Genomic DNA, 20,924 nt, shown 5'->3' on the forward strand with positions numbered 1-20,924 from the left:
CACCGCCCAGCCAGCACCCTCCGATCCACCCCTCCGCACCCGCGTCACCACCCTCACCTCCGAGAAGAGAACGCCGATGACCGAGCAGGCAACCGGGGCTCCCAAGCCGCAGCCGCGGGCCCCCCGAGGCGGGCCACAGCATCCCGCCACCGCGACGCACATCACGGGCGCCCAGTCCCTGATCCGTTCCCTCGAAGCGGTCGGCGCCGACACGGTGTTCGGCATCCCGGGCGGCGCGATCCTCCCCGCCTACGACCCCCTGATGGACTCCACCCGGGTCCGCCACGTCCTGGTCCGGCACGAGCAGGGTGCCGGGCACGCCGCCACCGGCTACGCCCAGGCCACCGGTCGAGTCGGGGTGTGCATGGCGACCTCGGGCCCCGGTGCCACCAACCTCGTCACCCCCATCGCCGACGCCCACATGGACTCGGTGCCGCTGGTCGCCATCACCGGCCAGGTCGCCAGCAAGACCATCGGCACGGACGCCTTCCAGGAAGCCGACATCTGCGGCATCACCCTGCCCATCACCAAGCACAACTACCTCGTCACCGATCCGGCGGAGATCCCGCGCACGATCGCCGAGGCGTTCCACATCGCCGCCACCGGCCGCCCCGGGCCCGTCCTGGTGGACATCGCCAAGGACGCGCTGCAGGCCCAGACCACCTTCAGCTGGCCGCCCACGCCCGACCTGCCCGGCTACCGTCCCGTCAGCCGCCCGCACGCCAAGCAGATCAGGGAGGCCGCCCGGCTGATCGCCGCCGCCCGCCGCCCGGTGCTCTACGTCGGCGGTGGCGTGATCAAGGCCCGCGGCGCCGACGAGCTGCGGGAGCTGGCCGAGCTGACCGGCGCCCCGGTCACCACCACCCTGATGGCGCTCGGCGCGTTCCCCGACAGCCACCCGCAGCACCTGGGCATGCCCGGCATGCACGGTTCCGTCGCCGCCGTCACGGCGCTGCAGAAGGCCGACCTGATCGTCGCGCTGGGCGCCCGGTTCGACGACCGGGTCACCGGCAGGATCGACTCGTTCGCCCCGCACGCCAAGATCGTGCACGCCGACATCGACCCGGCCGAGATCGGCAAGAACCGCATCGCCGACGTCCCGATCGTCGGCGAGGTCAAGGAGGTCATGGCCGAGCTGACCGCCGCCCTGCGCGAGGTCGCCCAGCCCGACCTCACCGCCTGGTGGGAGCAGCTGAACCGGTGGCGCGAGACGTACCCGCTCGGCTACGACCTGCCGGAGGACGGCAGCCTGTCGCCGCAGCAGGTCATCGAGCGCATCGGCCAGCTCGCCCCGGCGGACACCATCTACACGGCGGGCGTCGGCCAGCACCAGATGTGGGCGGCGCACTACGTCTCCTTCGAGCGCCCCGGCACCTGGCTGAACTCCGGCGGCCTCGGCACCATGGGCTACGCCGTGCCGGCCGCGCTCGGCGCCAAGGCCGGGCAGCCTGCCTCGACCGTCTGGGCGATCGACGGCGACGGCTGCTTCCAGATGACCAACCAGGAGCTGGCCACCGCCGCGCTGAACAACATCCCGATCAAGGTCGCCGTCATCAACAACGGCGCGCTGGGCATGGTCCGCCAGTGGCAGACCCTGTTCTACAACCAGCGGTACTCCAACACCGTGCTCAGCAACGGCCCGGCCGGCGGCCCCTACAGCGGCTCCGCCGCCGGCGCGCCCACCGCGGCCAGCGCCGGCACCCGGGTGCCCGACTTCGTGAAGCTCGCCGAGGCCATGGGCTGCGTGGGCCTGCGCTGCGAGGACCCCGAGCAGCTGGACGCCGTCATCGAGAAGGCGAACTCCATCAACGACCGCCCGGTCGTGGTGGACTTCATCGTCCACGAGGACGCCATGGTCTGGCCGATGGTCGCCGCCGGCACCTCCAACGACGAGGTCATGGCCGCCCGCGGGGTCCGCCCCGACTTCAGCGAATCCGACGAGTGAGCCGGGCCCACCGGTCAGGCCCAGCCAAGCAGAGGTAACGAAGATCCCATGTCCAAGCACACCCTCTCCGTCCTGGTGGAGAACAAGCCAGGGGTGCTGTCCCGCATCACCTCGCTGTTCTCCCGCCGCGGCTTCAACATCGACTCGCTCGCCGTCGGGACCACCGAACACCCCGAGGTGTCCCGGATCACCATCGTCGTCAACGTCGAGGACCTGCCGCTGGAGCAGGTCACCAAGCAGCTCAACAAGCTCGTCAACGTGCTGAAGATCGTCGAGCTCGACGCCGCCTCCGCCGTGCACCGCGAACTGGTGCTGGTGAAGGTGCGCGCCGACAACGACACCAGGTCGCAGATCGTCGAGATCGTCCAGCTCTTCCGCGCCAAGACGGTGGACGTCGCGCCCGAGGCTGTCACCATCGAGGCCACCGGCAGCAGCGACAAGCTGGAGGCCATGCTGCGGATGCTGGAGCCCTTCGGCATCAAGGAGCTCGTGCAGTCCGGCGCCATCGCGATCGGCCGCGGCTCCCGTTCCATCACCGACCGCTCGCTGCGCGCCCTGGACCGGAGCGCCTAGTCCGGGCCCTGGCGGCCCGGGGACCCCCGGGCCGCGCCGCACGATCCGTCCGCGACACCTTCCGACCGCATGGCGAGATCCCTCGCCCCGCACCGCCCGCCCGGGCATACGGTGGTCCGCACGCCGGGACCGCCAGCAGACTGACCAAGGAGAAGACCGAAGTGGCCGAGCTGTTCTACGACGACGACGCCGACCTGTCCATCATCCAGGGCCGTAAGGTCGCGGTTCTCGGCTACGGCAGCCAGGGGCATGCCCACGCCCTGTCCCTGCGCGACTCGGGCGTGGACGTCCGGGTCGGCCTGCACGAGGGCTCGAAGTCCCGGGTCAAGGCGGAGGAGCAGGGACTGCGGGTGACTTCCCCCGCCGAGGCCGCCGCCGAGGCCGACGTGATCATGATCCTGGTGCCCGACCCGATCCAGGCCCGCGTCTACGAGGAGTCCGTCCGGGAGAACCTGAAGGAGGGCGACGCCATCTTCTTCGGCCACGGTCTGAACATCCGCTTCGGGTTCATCAAGCCGCCGGCCGGCGTGGACGTCTGCATGGTCGCCCCCAAGGGCCCGGGCCACCTGGTGCGCCGCCAGTACGAGGAGGGTCGCGGCGTGCCGTGCATCGCCGCGGTGGAGCAGGACGCCACGGGCTCCGCGTTCGAGCTGGCGCTGTCGTACGCCAAGGCCATCGGCGGCACCCGCGCCGGGGTCATCAAGACCACCTTCACCGAGGAGACCGAGACCGACCTGTTCGGTGAACAGGCGGTGCTCTGCGGCGGCACCTCCGCGCTGGTGAAGGCCGGCTTCGAGACCCTGGTCGAGGCCGGGTACCAGCCGGAGATCGCCTACTTCGAGTGCCTCCACGAGCTGAAGCTCATCGTCGACCTGATGTACGAGGGCGGCCTGGAGAAGATGCGCTGGTCGATCTCCGAGACCGCCGAGTGGGGCGACTACGTCTCGGGGCCGCGGATCATCAACGAGAACACCAAGGCGGAGATGAAGCGGATCCTCGCCGAGATCCAGGACGGCAGCTTCGCGAACGCGTGGATGGCGGAGTACAACGCCGGCCTGCCGCGGTACAACGAGCTGAAGAAGGCCGACTCCGACCACCTGCTGGAGACCACCGGCAAGGAGCTCCGCAAGCTGATGAGCTGGGTGGACGAGCAGGACTGAGGCGTCCCGCCCACCGGTCACCGGATCGGGGAGAGGCCCGCTCTCCCCGATCCGCCGAGGCCCGGGGAGACGGCTCACGGGCGTGGCGTGCCTCTCCCCGGCAAACTGGCCAGCTGGCCCCTGCCACGCCGATACACTGCACGAAGAAGCGCGTCACGGGCTCACAGCGTCGTGCGTCTCCACGTGGCTGCCTACCCTCTCCACCGCCGTCGGCCGTCGGGACCGGCCCACCGCAAAAGGACAGTGAGACCCAGTGAGCAAGCCGAGCAAGCCCGTCGTACTCCTCGCCGAAGAGCTCTCTCCCGCCACCGTCGACGCCCTGGGGCCGGACTTCGAGATCCGGCACTGTGACGGCGCGAACCGTGACCAGCTGCTGTCCGCCATCGCCGAGGTGGACGCCATCCTGGTCCGCAGCGCCACCAAGGTGGACGCGGAGGCCATCGCGGCCGCCCGCCGCCTGAAGGTCGTGGCCCGGGCCGGCGTCGGCCTGGACAACGTGGACGTCGCCGCCGCCACGAAGGCCGGCGTCATGGTCGTCAACGCGCCCACCTCCAACATCATCACCGCGGCCGAGCTGGCCTGCGGTCTGATCATCTCCACCGCGCGGAACATCCCGCAGGCGAACGCCGCGCTCAAGCAGGGCGAGTGGAAGCGCAGCAAGTACACCGGCGTCGAGCTGTCGGAGAAGACGCTCGGCGTGGTCGGCCTCGGCCGCATCGGCCTGCTGGTGGCCCAGCGGATGGCCTCGTTCGGCATGAAGGTGGTCGCCTACGACCCGTACGTGCAGGCCGCCCGCGCCGCGCAGCTCGGCGTCAAGCTGCTGTCCCTGGACGAGCTGCTGGCCGCCTCCGACTTCATCACCGTGCACCTGCCGAAGACCCCGGAGACGCTGGGCCTGATCGGCGACGAGGCGCTGCACAAGGTCAAGCCGTCGGTCCGCATCGTCAACGCCGCGCGCGGCGGCATCGTGGACGAGGCGGCGCTGCTCAGCGCGCTGAAGGAGGGCCGGGTCGCCGGCGCTGGCCTCGACGTCTACACCAGCGAGCCGTGCACGGACTCGCCGCTGTTCGAGTTCGACTCCGTGGTCTGCACCCCGCACCTCGGCGCCTCGACCGGCGAGGCCCAGGAGAAGGCGGGCCTGGCGGTCGCCAGGTCGGTCCGGCTGGCACTGGCGGGCGAGCTGGTCCCGGACGCGGTCAACGTGCAGGGCGGCGTCATCGCCGAGGACGTGCGGCCCGGGCTGCCGCTGGCGGAGCGGCTCGGCCGGATCTTCACGGCGCTGGCCGGCGAGGTGGCCACCCGGCTCGACGTCGAGGTGCGCGGCGAGATCACCCAGCACGACGTGAAGGTGCTGGAGCTCTCCGCGCTGAAGGGCGTCTTCGAGGACGTGGTGGCCGAGACGGTCAGTTACGTCAACGCGCCGCTGTTCGCGCAGGAGCGCGGCGTCGAGGTGCGGCTGACCACCAGCTCCGAGTCCCCCGACCACCGGAACCTGATCACGGTGCGCGGCACGCTCACCAACGGCGAGATCGTGTCCGTCTCCGGCACCCTGGCCGGCCCCAAGTTCCAACAGAAGATCGTCGGCATCGGCGAGCACACGGTGGACCTGGCGGTCGCCGACCACATGGCCTTCCTGCGGTACGGGGACCGGCCCGGCGTGGTCGGCACCCTCGGCCGGATCCTGGGCGAGGCCCGGATCAACATCGCCGGGATGCAGGTGGCCAGGGCCGAGGAGGGCGGCGAGGCGCTGATCGCCCTCACCGTGGACGACGCCATCCCGGTGTCGGTGCTCACCGAGATCGCCGAGGAGATCGGCGCCACCTCGTCGCGCGCCGTCAACCTGGCGGACTGACCGCACCCGGCGGACCCGGCCGGTGGGCCCTGATCGGCAGGAGCTGACCGGCAGGAGCTCACCGGGCGACGGTCGAGGACGAACCGCCGCCGCGGCCGGCCGGGTGCGTCGGCCGAGCCACGGCGGCGGCGTCTCGAGACCGGTGCCGCCCGGGAAGGCGTGGGCGGCACCGGACCGGGCAGCGCGACCGACACTGGGTGCGTCGGTGGGGGGACGCGTCAGCCGCCTGCCAGCTCGTACGCCTTGTCCGGCGAGAACTGGCCCGCGGGTCCGTCGCAGCCGTCCAGCTCACCAGGACGCTTGATCCAGACGAAGGCGTCGACCCGGTCGCTGCCGGTGTTCACGGTCGGGGCGTCGCCGACCAGCCGGTCGGCGGGGTCACACCACTCACCCATGGGCGCCGGACCGTTGCCGTTCCGGCTGGTGTCGATGACGGCGCCCAGCTCGGCGTCGCCGAGCTCGCCCAGCACCGCCTCGGCGAAGCCCACCTCGTCGTCGGTCCAGTTGTAGTTCGAGGCGTTGGAGTAGATGCCGTCCCCGCTCTCCAGGACGCCGGCCTGGGTCAGCAGGTCGGCGATGGCTCCGGGGGAGTGCCAGGACGAGTGGCCGGCGTCGAAGTACACCCGCGCCTCGGGGTTGGCGGCGTGGATGATGTCCGCCGCCTCGCGCAGGGACGCGAAGCGCTCGGCGAACTCGTTCTGGTCCAGGCAGGTGGTGAGCGCGATCGAGTCGGGCTCCAGGATCACCACGGCCGGCCCGGTGCCCAGCCCCGCGGCGAAGTCCTCGGTCCAGCTGAGGTAGCTCGGGAAGTCCGGAGCGCCGCCGGCGGACGCGCCGCCGCAGTCCCGGTTGGGGATCATGTAGGAGACGAGCACCGGCACCTGCCCGGCCGCGGCGGCCGCGTCGGTGATGGCGGTGGCCTCGGCGGTCACGGTGTCCGGGCTGTAGTTGGAGAACCAGGTGGCCTGCGGCTGGCTGGCGATCCGCTCCTCGATGAGCGCGGTCCGCGCGTCGTTCGGGTTGTCGGCGACCCATTCGTGGATCGCGCCCGGGTGGTCGTAGAACACGGTGTCGGCCGGCAGGTCGGCCGTTCCGACATCGCGGGTGACGTCCTGCGTGGGGCGTTGCTCCAACCCCTGGGCGGTGGCGACGGCGGAGCAGGCGAGCAGCCCGGCCGTGCCGGCGGCCAACAGCAGACGGGTCCGCGTCAGCCGACGACGGATGGGGTGTTGCGCGGCTCTGGGGGTGCGCACAGTGAATCGTTCCTCTCGGGACGATGCGTTCTGGTGGGGGTTTGGGAGCGCTCCCATGTTCGCGAACATAGCGTCTCGTGGGCAGAAGGTAAACAGCCGGGCCAGGGTCGGCTTCCGACCGGGGCGGCGCGTCGCGTCCGCCGCGGCCCGCCGCCATCCGGGTTGCGCTCGGTCGCGAGGGGACGCGCCGCGGCCACGCCCGCCCGGATCGGCGGCGGTGTCCCGCGCACGATGAGGGCGTACGAAAGCCCTCATACCTGGAGGAAACGTGCGCACCTCTCGATCGCGACGCCGCTCACCCCACCGCCGGCGGCTCGCCGCCCTCGTCCCGCTTCTGCTGGTGTCCGTCGCCGGCTGCTCCGGGGACGCGGAGCAGGGCTCGGGCGAGGCCAGCCCGGTACGTGCCGCCGAGTCCACCCCGGCCGTGCCGAAGTCCGCGTCCGACGTCGACCCCGACGACTTCGTGAAGCACATCGACAACCCCTTCCTGCCGCTGGAACCGGGCACCACCCTGCGCTACGAGGGGAACGGCGGCGACGACGAGGAGATCGTCGAGGTGACGAACCGGACCCGGGAGATCCTCGGGGTCACCGTGACGGTGGTCCGCGACCGGGTCTTCGAGAACGGCGACCTCGTCGAGCGCACCGACGACTGGTACGCCCAGGACCGCGAGGGCAATGTCTGGTACTTCGGCGAGGACTCCCAGACCATCGACAAGGGCGAGGTGGTCAGCACCAAGGGCTCCTGGGAGGCGGGCAGGAACGGTGCCCGGCCCGGCATCGTGATGCTGGCCAACCCGCGCGCCGGGGACACCTACGACCAGGAGGTGGCGCCCGGGGTGGCCGAGGACAGGGCCAAGGTGCTGCTGACCGACGACAGCATCACCGTGCCGTTCGGCTCCTTCGACGACGCCCTCCGGATCCGCGAAACCACGCCGCTCGAACCCGATGTGGTCGAGCAGAAGTACTACGCCAACGGCGTGGGCCAGGTCGCCGAGCGGGAGATCAAGGGCGGCAACGAGCGCTTCGAACTCGTCAGTGTCCAACGTCCCTGACCACACTCTCGGCCGGCGGGACGCCGACCCGCCCGGTCAGCCGACGGGCCGGTCGTCCGTCCCGCTCGGGGCGGCCCGCACCAGCCCCGTCCGGTAGGCGATGACGACGAGTTGCGCCCGGTCGCGGGCCTCCAGCTTCGCCATGGCGCGGTGTACGTGGGTGCGGACCGTGAACGGGCTCAGCACCAGCCGGGCGGCGATGTCCTCGTTGGACAGGCCGGTCGCCACGAGGGCCACCATCTCCCGCTCGCGGGCGGTGAGCGTGGCCAGCCGGTCCGGCAGATGTGGTGGACCGTCCTCGGGCGCGGCCAGAAAACGGGTGATCAGGGCCCGGGTCGCGGTGGGGGAGAGCAGGGCGTCGCCGCGCGCGACCGTGCGCACGGCGGCGAGCAACTCGTCGACGGCGACGCCCTTGCCGATGAAGCCGCTGGCTCCGGCGCGCAGGGCCCGGGCCACGTAGGCGTCGACCTCGAAGGTCGTCAGGATCAGGATGTGAGTGCCCAGCAGGTTCTGGTCGGCGCAGATCTCGGCCGTGGCGGCGAGTCCGTCCAGCTCCGGCATCCGGATGTCCATGACGACCACGTCGGGACGCAGCTCCCGGGTCAGCCGCAGGGCCTCCCGGCCGTCGCCCGCCTCGCCGACGACCGTCAGGTCGTCGGCGGCGTCGATGATCAGCCGGAAGGCCCTGCGCAGCAGGGCCTGGTCCTCGGCGAGCAGCACCCGGATCGTCACGGCGGCGTCCTCGTGCCCGAGGCTTCGTTCTCGTCGGCGTCGGCGTTGTCGTCGGCGTCGGCCTCGGAATCAGCAGCGGCTTCGGCACCGGCGCTGGCGCCGCCCGCCGCCGGGGTGTGCCGGGGCGGCGGCAGCGGCAGCTCGGCGCTGACGAGGTAGCCGCCCTCCGGGCGCGGGCCGGCGGACAGGCGGCCGCCGACCGCCGTGGCCCGTTCGCGCATGCCGATCAGGCCGTGGCCGGGAGCCCGGTCGGGGGCGGCGTCCCGCCGCCGGCCCTCGTCGGTGACCGAGACGGTCAGCCGGTCGCGGTGGTAGCCGAGGTCCACCCGGGCGGCGCCGGTCCCGGCGTGCTTCGCCACGTTGGTCAGCGCCTCCTGGACGATGCGGTAGGCGGTGAGGTCCAGGCCCGGCGGCAGCGACCGGTCCGAGCCCTCCCCGTGCACCGCCACGGTCAGCCCCGCGCGCTGGAACGATGCGACGAGTGCCGGCAGGTCGGCCAGCCCGGGCGTCGGGTCGAGGGGCGTGTCCGGATCCCCGGACTGCCGCAGCAGGCCCACGGTCGCCCGCAGCTCGTCGAGCGCGTCGCTGGTGTTCTCGGTGAGCTGGCCCAGCGACTCCCTGGCCACCTCGGGGCGGGAGTCGAAGTAGAGGGCGGCGACCGCGGCCTGCGCGTGCACCAGGGTCATGTGGTGGGCGACGACGTCGTGCAGCTCGCGGGCGATGCGCATCCGCTCCTCGACCACCCGCCGGCGGGCCTCGTTCTCCCGGCCCAGCTCGGCCCGCCTGGCCCGTTCCCGCTCCGCGGCCAGCAGGGCCCGCCGGTTCCGCGCGGCGTTGCCGAACGCGCCGGCCAGCAGCGGGAACGCGATCGTCGACGCCGTGCCCGCCTCCTCCCACGAGCTGGTCGCCCACATCAGCGAGGAGGCGGCCATCGCGCCCACGGACACCGCGATGGCCGCGCTCACCGCGCGCGGTTCGCGGTGCAGGGCGAACGCGTGGACGGCGACCATCACCGGCACCAGCAGCAGCGGGTTGAAGTCGAACCCCATCGGCGGGGCCAGCACACCGCACCCCGTCGTGACCGCCACGGCGGCCAGCGGCCTGCCGTGCCGCAGCGGCAGCAGGGCGCAGGACGCCGCGACGAACGGGTAACCGGAGGCCGGTGGGGCCGTGATCACGTCGCCTTGGGCCGCGGTGCCGAACAGGCACGCCGCCACGGCCACCACCAGGGTCGCGCCCTCCCACCACCACGAGGCCGCGCGCCACCCCGCGCGGGTCCCGCGGTCGCCGCGGCCGTTCGCCAAGGTCCGCATGCCGGGTCAGCCTCCGCTGGACTGGGACTGCGGCACCCGCACGGCGGGCTCCGCCGCGGGCAGGGGGCGTGTCCGGGACAGCGCCTCGCCCTCGACGTGGACGTTCGGCAGCACGCGTTCCAGGCTACGCGGCAGCCACCAGGCGCGGTGCCCGAACAGGCCCAGCACCGCGGGGCCGATGGCCATCCGGACCACGAAGGCGTCGAAGGCGATCGCGGCGGCCAGCCCGACGCCCAGCGTCTTGATGACCGGGTCGGTCAGCCCGATGAAGCCGGCGAAGACGCTGATCATGATGAACGCCGCCGCGGCCACCACCCGCCCGCTGTGCCGGAAGCCGCTGACCACGGCCTGGTGCGCGTCCTCCCCGTGCACGTGCGCCTCGCGCATCCGGGTGAGCAGGAACACCTCGTAGTCCATGGCGAGGCCGAAGACCACGCCGATCAGGAAGGTCGGCATCAGCGACATGACGGGCGCCGTCTGGTCGACGCCGAACACGTCCGCCGCCCAGCCCCACTGGAAGACCGCGACGACGGTGCCCAGGGCGGCGCCCACCGACAGCAGGAAGCCGAGCGTGGCCTTCACCGGGACGAGGAGCGACCGGAAGACCACCAGCAACAACAGGACGGCGAGGCCCACCACGATCGACAGGTAGGGGATCAGCGCGTCGGCCAGGGCCTGGGAGATGTCGATGTTCATCGCGGTGCTGCCCGTCACCAGGACCTCTGCGCCGGTGTCCGCCTCGACGTCGCCCGCCTCGTCCCTGATGGTGTGGACCAGGTCGCCGGTCTCCGCGGTGTTGGGCGCGGTCTCGGGGACGGCGGTCAGCACGGCCGTGTCCCCGGCCTCGTCGAGGACGGGCGCGTCGACCGAGGCGATGCCCTCCAGGTCCGCGAGGGTGCGGGCGGTCAGCTCCGCGGCGCGCTGCGGATCCGCGGCCTCGGCGGTGTCCACGACCACCAGCAACGGGCCGTTGAAGCCGGGGCCGTAGCCCTCGGACAGCAGGTCGTAGGCCCGCCGCTGGGTGGTGTCGGCCGGCAGCGACTCGTCGCCGGGCAGGCCGAGTTCGAGGCTGAGCGCGGGCACCGCCACGACGCCCAGTCCGACCACGGCGGCGAGCAGCACGGCGAGCGGCCGGCGCAGCACGAACCGCGCCCAGCGGACGCCGAGGCCGGAACCGCCGGCGTCCGCTGGCGTGGGCGTGGGTGTGGGCATGGGCGTGGGCCGACGGGGAACGCGGCGGCCGCGGGGCAGCATCCGGCGCCCGAAGAAGCCGAGCAGCGGGGGCACCAGGGTCAGCGCGACCAGCACGGCCAGCGCGACGGTGCCCGCCGCGGCCAACCCCATCCTGGTGAGGATGGGGACGCCGACGACCGTGAGCCCGGCGAGCGCGATGATCACCGTCAGGCCGGCGAAGACGACGGCGGTGCCGGCCGTGCCGACCGCGCGTCCCGCGGCCTCCTCCGGGTCCCGGCCCTCGGCGCGTTCGGAGCGGTACCGGAAGGCGATGAACAGCGCGTAGTCGATGCCGACCGCCAGTCCCAGCATGATCGCCAGGATGGAGGTGGTGGAGGACAGGCCCAACGGGTCGGCGAGCACCGCGATGAGACAGAAGCCGGAGGCCACGCCGACGAGGGCGGTCAGCAGCGGCAGGCCGGCCGCGACCACCGAGCCGAAGGTGACGATCAGCACCAGGGCCGCCACGGCCAGGCCGACCAGCTCCGTGCTGCCGCCGAGCTCCTCCTGGGGCTCCAGCGCCGAGCCGCCGATCTCCACGGTCAGCCCGGTGCCGCGTGCCGCCTCGGCGGCGTCCCGAAGGGCGGTGGTCGTGGCGTCGGTCAGACCGGACGACTGCTCGGTGTAGCTGAGGGTGGCGTAGGCGACGGTGCGGTCCTCGCTGACCGCGTCGGCGGCGTACGGGTCGGTGACCGAGGCGATCTGGTCGCCCCGGGCCAGCTGGTCGATGGTGTCCTCGACGGTCTCCCGGTGCGGTCCCGCCGTGATCCGCCGGCCGTCCGGGGCCTGGAACACCAGGCGGGCCTCGGCGCCCTGCGCGTCGGCGCCGGGGAAGCGCTCGTTCAGCAGGTCGAACGCCTGCTGCGCCTCCGTGCCCGGCAGTGAGAACTCGTTCTCCGGACCCGGTTCGGCAGCCGTCGCGGCCACCCCGACCAGCACCAGGGCGGCCAGCCACAGCGAGCCCACGAGCCGGCGCCGCCGGAAGGTCCATCGTCCGATGCGATAAAGAAACGTCGCCACCACAACTCCCGTTGGAATCGGCGGAGGAAAGAGAGGAGCGGGCCGGAGCCCGCCCTCGAAGAATCGCCGCCGACGGCCCCGCCGGGCATCGTCTCCCCGCATCAACTCGTGCCTGGTACGGACGCAGTAGCCCGGCTCGTCAGGACCGCCGCGGCGTCCCCCTCAGGGAGGAGCCGCGCCCCCGACCTCGCCGGACGAGCCGACCTAGAGCCGGGCGGCCTTGAGCGCCATGTGGAGCAGGAGCCGGTCCTCGCCGCGGCCCAGGTCGAGGCCGGTGAGCCGCTCGACGCGGGAGATCCGGTAGTAGAGCGTCTGGCGGTGGATGCCCAACGTCTCGGCGGCGACCGTCGCGTGCCCCGCGTGGTCGAGGAACGTCTCGACGGTGCGGGCCAGCTCGCGGTGCTCGTCGCCCAGCAACGGCCGCACGGCCGGATCGGGAGCCGCGCCGCCGGGCAGCGTCGTCAGCAGCCGGTAGGGGCCGATCTCCGCCCATTCGGCGACCCCGCGGAAGCGCGGCTCCGCGCGGGCCGCGCGGGCGGCGCCGAGGGCCTCCCGCCACGCACCGGCCAGGTCCGTCACCCCCGGCCGCGGCGCGCCGACGCCGACCGCGGCGCCGCCCGCGCACAGCCGCTCCGCCACCCCCCGCGCCGCCGCCGCCCGCACCAGCACCGCGAGCACCCCGCCGCTTCCCGCGGACTCGGTCGGCCGGCCCGCCGATCCCGGCGACGTCCGGGCCCACACCGCCTCGTGCCTCGCCTGCTCGGGCCTGACGTCCGCCGAGCCGGGGCGGGCGAGAGGCGGCGCGACCGACGCTTCCCCAGGCCCGGAGGGCCGGGGAGGCACCCCCATGGCCGCTTCGTCGGCCCCGCCCCGCGCCGGCGCGGGGGTGCTGGGAGGACTGGGCATGGTGCCCGCCGCCGCGCGATCGCTCCGCTCCGCGGTCTGGGCGGTCCCCGCGGAGGCGGCGTCGGGCTCCGGCCGGTGCCCCGCATCGGGGCCGCCAGGACCTCCACCGGGGCGTGGGCCGCCCGCCGTGGACGGCGGGGCGTGGCCCCGCCCCGCCGGTGGCGCGGCGGCCGAGGCCGCCCGGGCCAGCGGCGCCACGAGGCGGGCGGGAAGCGCCATCGGGCAGGCGGCGACGGCGCCGGGAACGTCCCGCGGCGCCTCGAACGACGCCCACGGCACCACCGCCGCCAGCGCCAGCGAGCCACGCGCCGCCCGGCCCAGCGCGGTCGCCAGTTCCTCCTCCTCGCGCGGCGCGGTCCCCGGCGACGCCGTCAACGCGGCGCCCAGCAGCGCGCCCAGTCGGGCGCCGGCCCGCGCCTCCGCCGCGAGCAGCGCGCCGATCCGGTCCGCCGTCGCCGCCGCCGTCGCGAGCCGCGGATCGTCCAACGCCAGGGCGCCGTCGTCCAGCAGCCAGATGTAGCCGTACAGCACCCCGCCGTGTCGCACCGGCAGGCAGACCCGCCCCGTCAGCACCCCGGCCGACGGTTCCGGCGGAATCCGGACCGGGCGCCGCGCCCGCGTGATGCCGAAGCCCTCGAACCACTCCCGAACCGCCGCCGTGGACCGGCGGCGCAGGATCGAGCTGGTGCGCACCGGGTCCATCGCCCGCTCGTCCACGCCCTCGTGCGCGCCGTACGCGATCAGCCCGAAGTCCCGTCCCTCCAGCGTCGCCGGCGTCCCCAGCAGCGCGCAGACCTCGTCGACGAGCTCCTGGTACTCCGTGCGCATCGCCCGTCCGCCGCCTCTCCTGTCGCGTTCGTTCGCGTCCTCGACCACCATCGTCGTACAGAGCTCATACAGATGTCTGAGATCCGCGTCCAGGCCGCCGGACAGCTGTCGATGGCCGGGGAACCGGGCGATCCCTAACGTCTGGGACAGGACGTCGGCTCGTCCGACGCATCGGCTGTCTCCCGGAGGTGCCCCGTGCCGGTACTGGGATCCGCGCTTCTCGCGGCGGCGCGCAGCGACGGTCTGCGGCGGCTGGTCGCGTCGGCCCCCGTCACCCGTCCCGTGGTGGACCGCTTCGTCGCGGGGGAGGAGCTCGCCGCGTCGCTCGCCGTGACCAGGGAGCTGACCGACCGTGGTCTCCAGGTCACCCTCGACCACCTCGGCGAGCACGTCACCGACGCCGCCCAGGCGCTGCGCAGCCGCGACGCCTATCTCGCTCTCGCCGACGCGCTACGAGGTGAGAGGCTGGGAACGAGGGCCGAGATGTCGGTGAAGCTGTCGGCCTTCGGGCAGGCGCTTCCCGGCGGCCACGACATCGCGTACCGGAATGTCCTCCCGGTGGTGGAGGCCGCCGCCGCGGCGGACACGACGGTCACCCTGGACATGGAGGACCACACCACGGTCGATTCCACCCTGGCCATCCTGGACGCCCTGCGCGAGCGCTTCCCGCACACCGGCGCGGTGCTCCAGTCGTACCTCTTCAGGAGCGAGGAGGACTGCCGGGCGCTGGCGGCCGCCGGCGCCCGGGTGCGGCTGGTCAAGGGCGCGTACCGGGAGCCCGACACCGTCGCCCACACCGACCGGCGCGCGGTGGACCGGGCCTACCTGCGCTGCCTGAAGATCCTGCTGGCCGGCTCCGGCTACCCCATGGTGGCGACGCACGACCCGCGCCTGGTGGCGATCACCCAGGCGCTGGCCCCGCGCTACGGGCGGGCGCCGGACGACTACGAGTTCCAGATGCTGTACGGCATCCGCGGCACCGAACAGCGGCGGCTCGCCGCCCAGGGCCACCGGATGCGGGTCTACGTGCCCTACGGCACCGACTGGTACGGGTACTTCATGCGCCGCCTCGCCGAGCGCCCCGCCAACCTGGCGTTCTTCGCGCGGTCACTCGCCACCCGCGGCTGACCGCCGACCACGACACCGACCGTCCCGCACCCGCACAGCGCCAACGAACGAAGCACCAACGACGAAGCCTCAACGAACGAAGCCACAACGAACCAAGCGCCACGAACCCTCAGGAAGGGAGCCCACGCCATGGACGCCGTGACCCAGGTCCCACTGCCGGCCAACGAACCGGTGCACAGCTACGCCCCCGGCAGCGCCGAACGGTCCCGCCTGGAGGTGAAGCTCAAGGAGCTCGCCGAGCACCCCATCGACCTGCCCATGACCATCGGCGGCGTTGAGCGGATGGCCGCGGGCGAGCGCTTCGACGTCGTGCAGCCGCACAACCACAGGGCCCGGCTCGGTACCAGCGGGCACGCCAACCACGCCGACGCCAGGGACGCCATCGACGCCGCGCTCGCCGCCGCCCCGGCCTGGCGCGCGCAGTCCTTCGACGACCGCGCCGCGGTCTTCCTGCGCGCCGCCGAGCTGCTGTCGGGACCGTGGCGGGAGACGATCGCCGCCTCCACCATGCTCGGCCAGTCCAAGACCGTGCAGCAGGCCGAGATCGACGCGCCGTGCGAGCTGATCGACTTCTGGCGGTTCAACGTCCACTTCGCCCGCCAGCTGCTGGAGGAGCAGCCGCCGGTGCAGCCCAAGGGCGTGTGGAACCGGATGGACTTCCGCCCGCTGGAGGGCTTCGTCTACGCGATCACGCCGTTCAACTTCACGGCCATCGCCGGCAACCTGCCGACCGCGCCCGCGCTGATGGGGAACGTCGTGGTGTGGAAGCCGTCGCCGACCCAGACGCACGCCGCGGTGCTGCTGATGCGGCTGCTCACCGAGGCCGGGCTGCCACCCGGTGTGATCAACCTGGTCACCGGCGACGGCCGCGAGGTCTCCGAGGTGGCGCTGCCGCACCCCGACCTGGCCGGTATCCACTTCACCGGCTCGACCCGGACCTTCCAGTACCTGTGGCGGGAGGTCGGCGCCAACATCGAGCGCTACCGGAACTACCCGCGGATCGTCGGCGAGACCGGCGGCAAGGACTTCATCGTGGTGCACGCGAGCGCCGACCCCGCGGTGGTGCGGACGGCCATCACCCGCGGCGCGTTCGAGTACCAGGGACAGAAGTGCTCCGCCGCCTCCCGCGCCTACCTGCCCCGCTCGCTGTGGGACGGCGGGCTGCGCGCCGACCTGGTCGCCGAGACCGAGAGCCTGCCCATGGGCGACCCGGCCGACCTGTCCCACTTCCTGGCCGCCGTCATCGACGAGCGCGCCTTCGCCAAGAGCCGGGCGGCCATCGACCGCGCCAGGACCGACCCGACCTGTGAGATCGTCGCCGGCGGCGGCTACGACGACTCGGTCGGCTACTACGTCAGGCCCACCGTGATCGTCTGCTCCGATCCGGAGAACGAGGTCTTCCACACCGAGTACTTCGGGCCGATCATCGCCGTGCACGTCTACGACGACGACGGGGACGGCGCCTTCGACGCGATGCTGGACCAGATGGAGTCCGTGGCGCCGTACGCGCTGACCGGCGCCGTCATCGCCGGCGACCGCTCCGTCGCCAGCCGGGCCGGCGAACGGCTGCGCTACGCGGCGGGCAACTTCTACATCAACGACAAGCCGACCGGCTCCGTCGTCGGCCAGCAGCCCTTCGGCGGGGCGCGCGCCTCGGGGACCAACGACAAGGCCGGCTCCAAGTTCAACCTGCTGCGCTGGACGTCCCCGCGCTCCATCAAGGAGACCCTGGTCCCGCCGACCGACTACCGGTACCCGCACATGGGCTGACCGCCCACCCGCCCACGTGTCCGGCCCACGTGCCCGGCTGATGTGCCGGGGCGTGGGTCCGGTGCTCCCCGAGGGGCGGAACGAGTCCGGTGAGGCGCGTGGGACGGGGATCCGCGTGACCCCCGTCTCAGATAGTAGGACGGCCGAGTATATGGGGAGACAGCACTGCTTCGGGCGGCTACTTTTGTGAGAGCCGAACGGAAACGCTCGACCCAGCGACGGGTGGACGGGAGCGGCCCCGAAGGCGGGTGACCCCCGCCGCGCCGCGTGCCCCGCCCGGCGTCCGGCGCCCCCACGTACGGACCCGACCCGGAGCTGCGAACCCATGTCTTCGATGACGTCTGCCGTGACCGAGCACCCCACCCCGACCGCGGCGGAGCCGCGCCCGCGCTCCACCCGGGCCGCGGCCCGCGCGGCGCTGCGCGACGAGAACCGCAGGCACGCGGTCGTCGCGGTGCAGCGCGCCCTCGACCGCCGGGACAACGGCGGCTCGTTCGGCCACTGACGCGGCCACGGACGTCGGGCGGGGCGCCGCCACGCCCGACGCGGTCAGCCGATGGTGGCCACCACGTCCCGCAACGACGCGCTCAGCCCGGCGGGTAGCGGAGCCGACCCGACGGAGCTGGCCGCCTCCTGCTGTGCCTCCTCACTGATGATGTGGGCGAGGTAGGCGCGCAGCACGTCCGCTCGTTCGGGCTCGGGGGACGCACAGGCCACCGCGTAGGAGACCTGGGCGAGCGGGTAGACACCCGGTTCCGAGGTGTCCCAGGCCAGGTCATGGGCGAAGTCGGACGGGCCGCGCCCCGGCACCCGCTCGGAGACCTCCAGGAGCCGGCCTACCGCCTCCGGGGTCGGGCCGACGGGTTCCCCGCCGACCCGCAGGGTGGCCACGCCGACGCCGTCGGTCTGGTCGATCAGCTCCGCCTCCGCGTAGCCGATGGTGCCCTGTGCTCCGCCGACCGCGGCCATGACGCCGCTCGTGCCCTGGGCGCCCTCGCTCGACCCGACCGGCCAGTCCAGCGAGGGCTGGTACGGCCAGTCCGACGGAGCCGCCGCCGCCAGATAGCGGCCCACCAGATCGTTGGTGGCGTTCGGGTCCGCGCGGTGCACCGGGGTGATCGGGGTGGCGGGCAGCGACGCCCCCGGATTCTCCGCCGCGATGGCGGGGTCGTTCCAGGTGGTGATGCGGCCGTCGAAGATCCGCGCCAGGGTCGCCGGGCTGAGGCTGAGCTCGGCCACGCCGTCCAGCCGGAAGGCGAACGCGACCGGTGACAGGAGCACCGGCAGTTCGACGACCTCGGGGCACCAGGCGCCCGCCTCGGCCAGTTCCTGATCGCTCAGGTACTCGTCGGTGCCCGCGAAGTCCGCCTGTTCGACCAGGAACTCGGACCGACCCGCCCCCGAGCCGAAGGGCTGGTAGCTGACCATGGCCTCCGGGTTGTCGGCCAGGAACGCGGCCGACCACAGCTCCTGCGCGGCGGACTGGGAGGGGGCGCCCGCGCCCGTCAGCTCCCCGGCGACGGGGCCCGGATCGAGGGTCTCGCCCCCGTCACCCCCGCCGCCGTTGGTTTCCCCTTCGCCCTGACCGCCGGTGCCTCCTCCGACGAGGCCGCCGGTCGCCTCGCCGCCCGTCGGCTCGTCGTCCCCTCCGTTCAGCATCACGACGAGGGCGATCACGACGGCGAGTGCCGCCACGACCGACGTCGCGAGCAGCCAGGCGGAGCGACGCCGAGCCGGGGGAGGGGCGGCGGGGACGGGCGGCGGAGCGCCGAACCCGGAGGCGCCCGGCATCGCGGAGCCCGTCCCGGGCGAGCCCGTCGGGGCCTGCGCCGGGGCCGCCGGGCCCGCCGGCACCCCGGCCGTGGGCAGCTGGTCGACGGGTATCCGGTCCGCGGGTGCCGGCGCGGCGGGCGGCGGACCCGCCGGGGGCGGAGGGCCCGCCGCGTGCCGGTCGTCGCCGCGGAGCTGGAGCGTCCGGAGCAGGGAGTCGGGAAGCCATTCCGTACCCGCGGAACCCGTGGAACCCGCGCCCACGGCCGGCGCCTCCGCGGTCAGCGGCTGCAACGCCTCCAGCAGCTCCGTCACCGAGGGTCGGTCGTCGGGCGCCTTGGCCAGGCACCGCTCGGCCATCTCGCGCAGCGAGGCCGGCAGGCCGTCCAACCGGGGCGCCTCGTAGACCGCGCGGAAGTTCACCGCGTGCGGCGTTCCCGCGCCGAAGGGCCCCTCGCCGGTCGCCGCGAACACCAGGACCCCGCCCAGGGCGAAGACGTCGGCGGCGGGTCCGACGTGATCGCCGGAGAGCTGCTCGGGCGCCATGTAGCCCGGGGTCCCCACGGCCATGCCCGTCTGGGTGAGCGCCGTCGACTCGGTCGCGACGGAGATGCCGAAGTCGATCACCCGCGGACCGTCCGCCGCGATCAGCACGTTCGGCGGCTTGAGATCCCGGTGCACCACCTCGGCCGCGTGGATCGCCTCCAGCGCCTCGCCCAGACCCGCGGCCAGCGCCGCCAGCGAGGCCGGCGGCCAGGGGCCGTGCTCCGCGACGGCCTCGGCCAGCGACATCCCCGGGACGTACGCCGTGGCCAGCCACGGCTCCGCCCCCTCCGGGTCGGCGTCCACCACGCCGGCCGTGAAGAAGCTGTTGACCCGCCGGGCCGCGGTCACCTCGCGCGCGAAACGGGCCCGGAAGCCGGGGTCCTCCGCCAGTTCGGGCCGGATCACCTTCACCGCGACGCTGCGGCCGCCCGGGGAACGAGCCAGGTAGACCCGGCCCATCCCGCCCGCGCCCAGCCGCCCGACCAGTCGGTAGCGGCCCACCCACTCCGGGTCCGACGCCGCCAGTGCTGCCACGCTCCGCATGAGTTCGCTCCCCGTACCCGCCTCCGCCGGCCTCCCCGGATGGGCTGGCGATTCTGCCAGTTGGCGTGTTCGGGCGGTCAACACGGGGGTGGCGGACCGGGCTCGTGCTGTCCGGATCGTGGACCGCCGCGCCCAGGGCGTGGACGGCGGCGTATGGTCCTCGCATGGCTCGCACTATCGATCTCGCGGTGATTCCCGGCGACGGCATCGGCCCGGAGGTGGTCGCCCAGGGTCTGAAGGTGCTGACCGCGGCGCTGCCGGCGGACGTGAAGCTGGAGACCACGGAGTACGAGCTGGGTGCCCGGCGCTGGCACGCGACGGGGGAGACGCTCCCGGACGCCGAGCTGGAGAGCCTGAAGGGCCACGACGCGATCCTGCTGGGCGCCATCGGCGACCCCTCGGTCCCGTCCGGGGTGCTGGAGCGGGGCCTGCTGCTGAAGCTGCGCTTCGTCTTCGACCACTACGTGAACCTCCGGCCCAGCCGGCTGTTCCCGAACACGCCGACCCCGCTGGCCGGCCGTCCCGCCATCGACTTCGTCGTGGTCCGCGAGGGCACCGAGGGCCCGTACGTCGGGAACGGCGGCTCGATGCGCACCGGTACGCCCGCCGAGGTGGCCACCGAGGTCAGCCTCAACACCGCCTACGGTGTGGAGCGGGTGGTGCGCGACGCCTTCGAGAGGGCCGCCGCCCGTCCGGCGAAGAAGCTCACCCTGGTGCACAAGACCAACGTCCTGGTGCACGCGGGCGGCCTGTGGTTCCGGACCGTGGAGCGGGTCGGCCGGGAGTATCCCGAGATCGCCACGGACTACCTGCACGTGGACGCCGCCACGATCTTCCTCGTCACGCAGCCGGAGCGGTTCGACGTCATCGTCACCGACAACCTCTTCGGCGACATCCTCACCGACCTGGCCGCCGCCGTCACCGGCGGCATCGGCCTCGCGGCCTCCGGGAACATCAACCCGACCCGCACCTTCCCGTCGATGTTCGAGCCGGTCCACGGCTCCGCGCCGGACATCGTCGGCACCGGCAAGGCCGACCCCACCGCCACCGTGCTGTCCGTCGCCCTGCTGCTGCGCCACCTCGGCCACGAGGCGGAGGCCGTCCGGGTCGAGGACGCCGTCACCGCCGACCTGGCCGAGCGGGACGCGGGCACCCCGCGTTCCACCGACGCCATCGGGGACGCGCTGGCCGCGCGAGTACGCGGCTAGCCCGTCGCGGCCGCAGGCCGCCGCCGGGCTCTCCCAGCCCGGCGGACGGCATCGTGCGGCCGCTGGGCGCACACCTCCAGACGCAGGACC

General features: G+C 73.5%; 15 protein-coding genes. 9 read left to right on the forward strand and 6 right to left on the reverse strand.

Annotated features, from left to right (window positions below):
• The first annotated feature begins 76 nt into the window (after positions 1-76).
• From ABGB06_RS03845 to serA, 4 genes are all read left to right on the forward strand, one after another.
• Positions 77-1,945: an acetolactate synthase large subunit gene (locus ABGB06_RS03845; RefSeq protein WP_347585230.1), complete on the forward strand. Its 1,869-nt coding sequence runs from the start codon at positions 77-79 to the stop codon at positions 1,943-1,945.
• A gap of 48 nt (positions 1,946-1,993) precedes the next feature.
• Complete coding sequence (gene ilvN / locus ABGB06_RS03850) at positions 1,994-2,518, forward strand: acetolactate synthase small subunit (RefSeq protein ID WP_347585232.1); 525 nt, start codon at positions 1,994-1,996, stop codon at positions 2,516-2,518.
• Positions 2,519-2,679: 161 nt separating this feature from the next.
• Positions 2,680-3,678 (forward strand): ketol-acid reductoisomerase, encoded by a 999-nt coding sequence (gene ilvC / locus ABGB06_RS03855; RefSeq protein WP_347585233.1) that lies wholly within the window; start codon positions 2,680-2,682, stop codon positions 3,676-3,678.
• 253 nt (positions 3,679-3,931) lie between these two features.
• Complete coding sequence (gene serA / locus ABGB06_RS03860; RefSeq protein ID WP_347585234.1) at positions 3,932-5,530, forward strand: phosphoglycerate dehydrogenase; 1,599 nt, start codon at positions 3,932-3,934, stop codon at positions 5,528-5,530.
• Between the two features lie 218 nt (positions 5,531-5,748).
• On the opposite strand, the gene ABGB06_RS03865 is transcribed toward serA, so the two are convergent.
• Positions 5,749-6,783: a glycoside hydrolase family 6 protein gene (locus tag ABGB06_RS03865; RefSeq protein WP_347585236.1), complete on the reverse strand. Its 1,035-nt coding sequence runs from the start codon at positions 6,781-6,783 to the stop codon at positions 5,749-5,751.
• Positions 6,784-7,051: 268 nt separating this feature from the next.
• Between ABGB06_RS03865 and ABGB06_RS03870 the strand changes: the two genes are divergently transcribed.
• Positions 7,052-7,837, forward strand: coding sequence for a hypothetical protein (locus tag ABGB06_RS03870; RefSeq protein ID WP_347585237.1), 786 nt, complete (start codon positions 7,052-7,054; stop codon positions 7,835-7,837).
• A 36-nt stretch (positions 7,838-7,873) separates the two neighbouring features.
• On the opposite strand, the gene ABGB06_RS03875 is transcribed toward ABGB06_RS03870, so the two are convergent.
• The 4 genes from ABGB06_RS03875 to ABGB06_RS03890 all read right to left on the reverse strand — a co-directional run bounded on the left by ABGB06_RS03875 (position 7,874) and on the right by ABGB06_RS03890 (position 13,920).
• Entirely contained in the window at positions 7,874-8,569 is a 696-nt protein-coding gene (locus tag ABGB06_RS03875) for a response regulator transcription factor (RefSeq protein WP_347585238.1), read from the reverse strand.
• Positions 8,566-9,882: a sensor histidine kinase gene (locus ABGB06_RS03880; RefSeq protein ID WP_347585239.1), complete on the reverse strand. Its 1,317-nt coding sequence runs from the start codon at positions 9,880-9,882 to the stop codon at positions 8,566-8,568. Before ABGB06_RS03880 ends, ABGB06_RS03875 begins: the two co-directional genes overlap by 4 nt.
• 6 nt (positions 9,883-9,888) lie before the next feature.
• Entirely contained in the window at positions 9,889-12,135 is a 2,247-nt protein-coding gene (locus tag ABGB06_RS03885) for an MMPL family transporter (RefSeq protein WP_347585241.1), read from the reverse strand.
• A 204-nt stretch (positions 12,136-12,339) separates the two neighbouring features.
• Positions 12,340-13,920 (reverse strand): helix-turn-helix domain-containing protein, encoded by a 1,581-nt coding sequence (locus ABGB06_RS03890; RefSeq protein WP_347585242.1) that lies wholly within the window; start codon positions 13,918-13,920, stop codon positions 12,340-12,342.
• A 144-nt stretch (positions 13,921-14,064) separates the two neighbouring features.
• On the opposite strand from ABGB06_RS03890, the gene ABGB06_RS03895 reads away from it, so the two are divergent.
• From ABGB06_RS03895 to ABGB06_RS03905, 3 genes are all read left to right on the forward strand, one after another.
• Positions 14,065-14,997 carry a proline dehydrogenase family protein gene (locus ABGB06_RS03895; RefSeq protein WP_347585243.1) on the forward strand — a complete coding sequence of 311 codons (933 nt, stop codon included), beginning with the start codon at positions 14,065-14,067 and terminating at the stop codon, positions 14,995-14,997.
• A 129-nt stretch (positions 14,998-15,126) separates the two neighbouring features.
• Entirely contained in the window at positions 15,127-16,767 is a 1,641-nt protein-coding gene (gene pruA / locus ABGB06_RS03900; protein WP_347585245.1) for an L-glutamate gamma-semialdehyde dehydrogenase, read from the forward strand.
• A gap of 334 nt (positions 16,768-17,101) precedes the next feature.
• Positions 17,102-17,272: a hypothetical protein gene (locus ABGB06_RS03905; protein ID WP_347585475.1), complete on the forward strand. Its 171-nt coding sequence runs from the start codon at positions 17,102-17,104 to the stop codon at positions 17,270-17,272.
• A 44-nt stretch (positions 17,273-17,316) separates the two neighbouring features.
• Here the strand turns inward: ABGB06_RS03905 and ABGB06_RS03910 are convergent, their stop codons facing one another.
• The gene (locus tag ABGB06_RS03910) at positions 17,317-19,626 is read right to left on the reverse strand and encodes an extracellular solute-binding protein (RefSeq protein ID WP_347585246.1); all 2,310 of its coding nucleotides are present in this window, start codon (positions 19,624-19,626) and stop codon (positions 17,317-17,319) included.
• Positions 19,627-19,790: 164 nt separating this feature from the next.
• On the opposite strand from ABGB06_RS03910, the gene ABGB06_RS03915 reads away from it, so the two are divergent.
• Positions 19,791-20,834, forward strand: a complete 1,044-nt coding sequence (locus tag ABGB06_RS03915) for a 3-isopropylmalate dehydrogenase (protein WP_347585247.1) — start codon at positions 19,791-19,793, stop codon at positions 20,832-20,834.
• Positions 20,835-20,924 lie beyond the last annotated feature (90 nt).

The sequence above is a fragment of the Streptomyces sp. B6B3 genome, assembly GCF_039871525.1.
GTDB lineage: Bacteria > Actinomycetota > Actinomycetes > Streptomycetales > Streptomycetaceae > Streptomyces.

What these genes read in the sequence shown, in the direction of transcription:
- ABGB06_RS03880 (WP_347585239.1), bottom strand. Translation starts at nt 9,882, where the DNA reads ATGCGGACCTTGGCGAACGGCCGCGGCGACCGCGGGACCCGCGCGGGG.
- pruA (WP_347585245.1), top strand. Translation starts at nt 15,127, where the DNA reads ATGGACGCCGTGACCCAGGTCCCACTGCCGGCCAACGAACCGGTGCAC.
- ABGB06_RS03915 (WP_347585247.1), top strand. Translation starts at nt 19,791, where the DNA reads ATGGCTCGCACTATCGATCTCGCGGTGATTCCCGGCGACGGCATCGGC.
- ABGB06_RS03845 (WP_347585230.1), top strand. Translation starts at nt 77, where the DNA reads ATGACCGAGCAGGCAACCGGGGCTCCCAAGCCGCAGCCGCGGGCCCCC.
- ABGB06_RS03910 (WP_347585246.1), bottom strand. Translation starts at nt 19,626, where the DNA reads ATGCGGAGCGTGGCAGCACTGGCGGCGTCGGACCCGGAGTGGGTGGGC.
- ABGB06_RS03890 (WP_347585242.1), bottom strand. Translation starts at nt 13,920, where the DNA reads ATGGTGGTCGAGGACGCGAACGAACGCGACAGGAGAGGCGGCGGACGG.
- ABGB06_RS03905 (WP_347585475.1), top strand. Translation starts at nt 17,102, where the DNA reads ATGACGTCTGCCGTGACCGAGCACCCCACCCCGACCGCGGCGGAGCCG.
- ilvN (WP_347585232.1), top strand. Translation starts at nt 1,994, where the DNA reads ATGTCCAAGCACACCCTCTCCGTCCTGGTGGAGAACAAGCCAGGGGTG.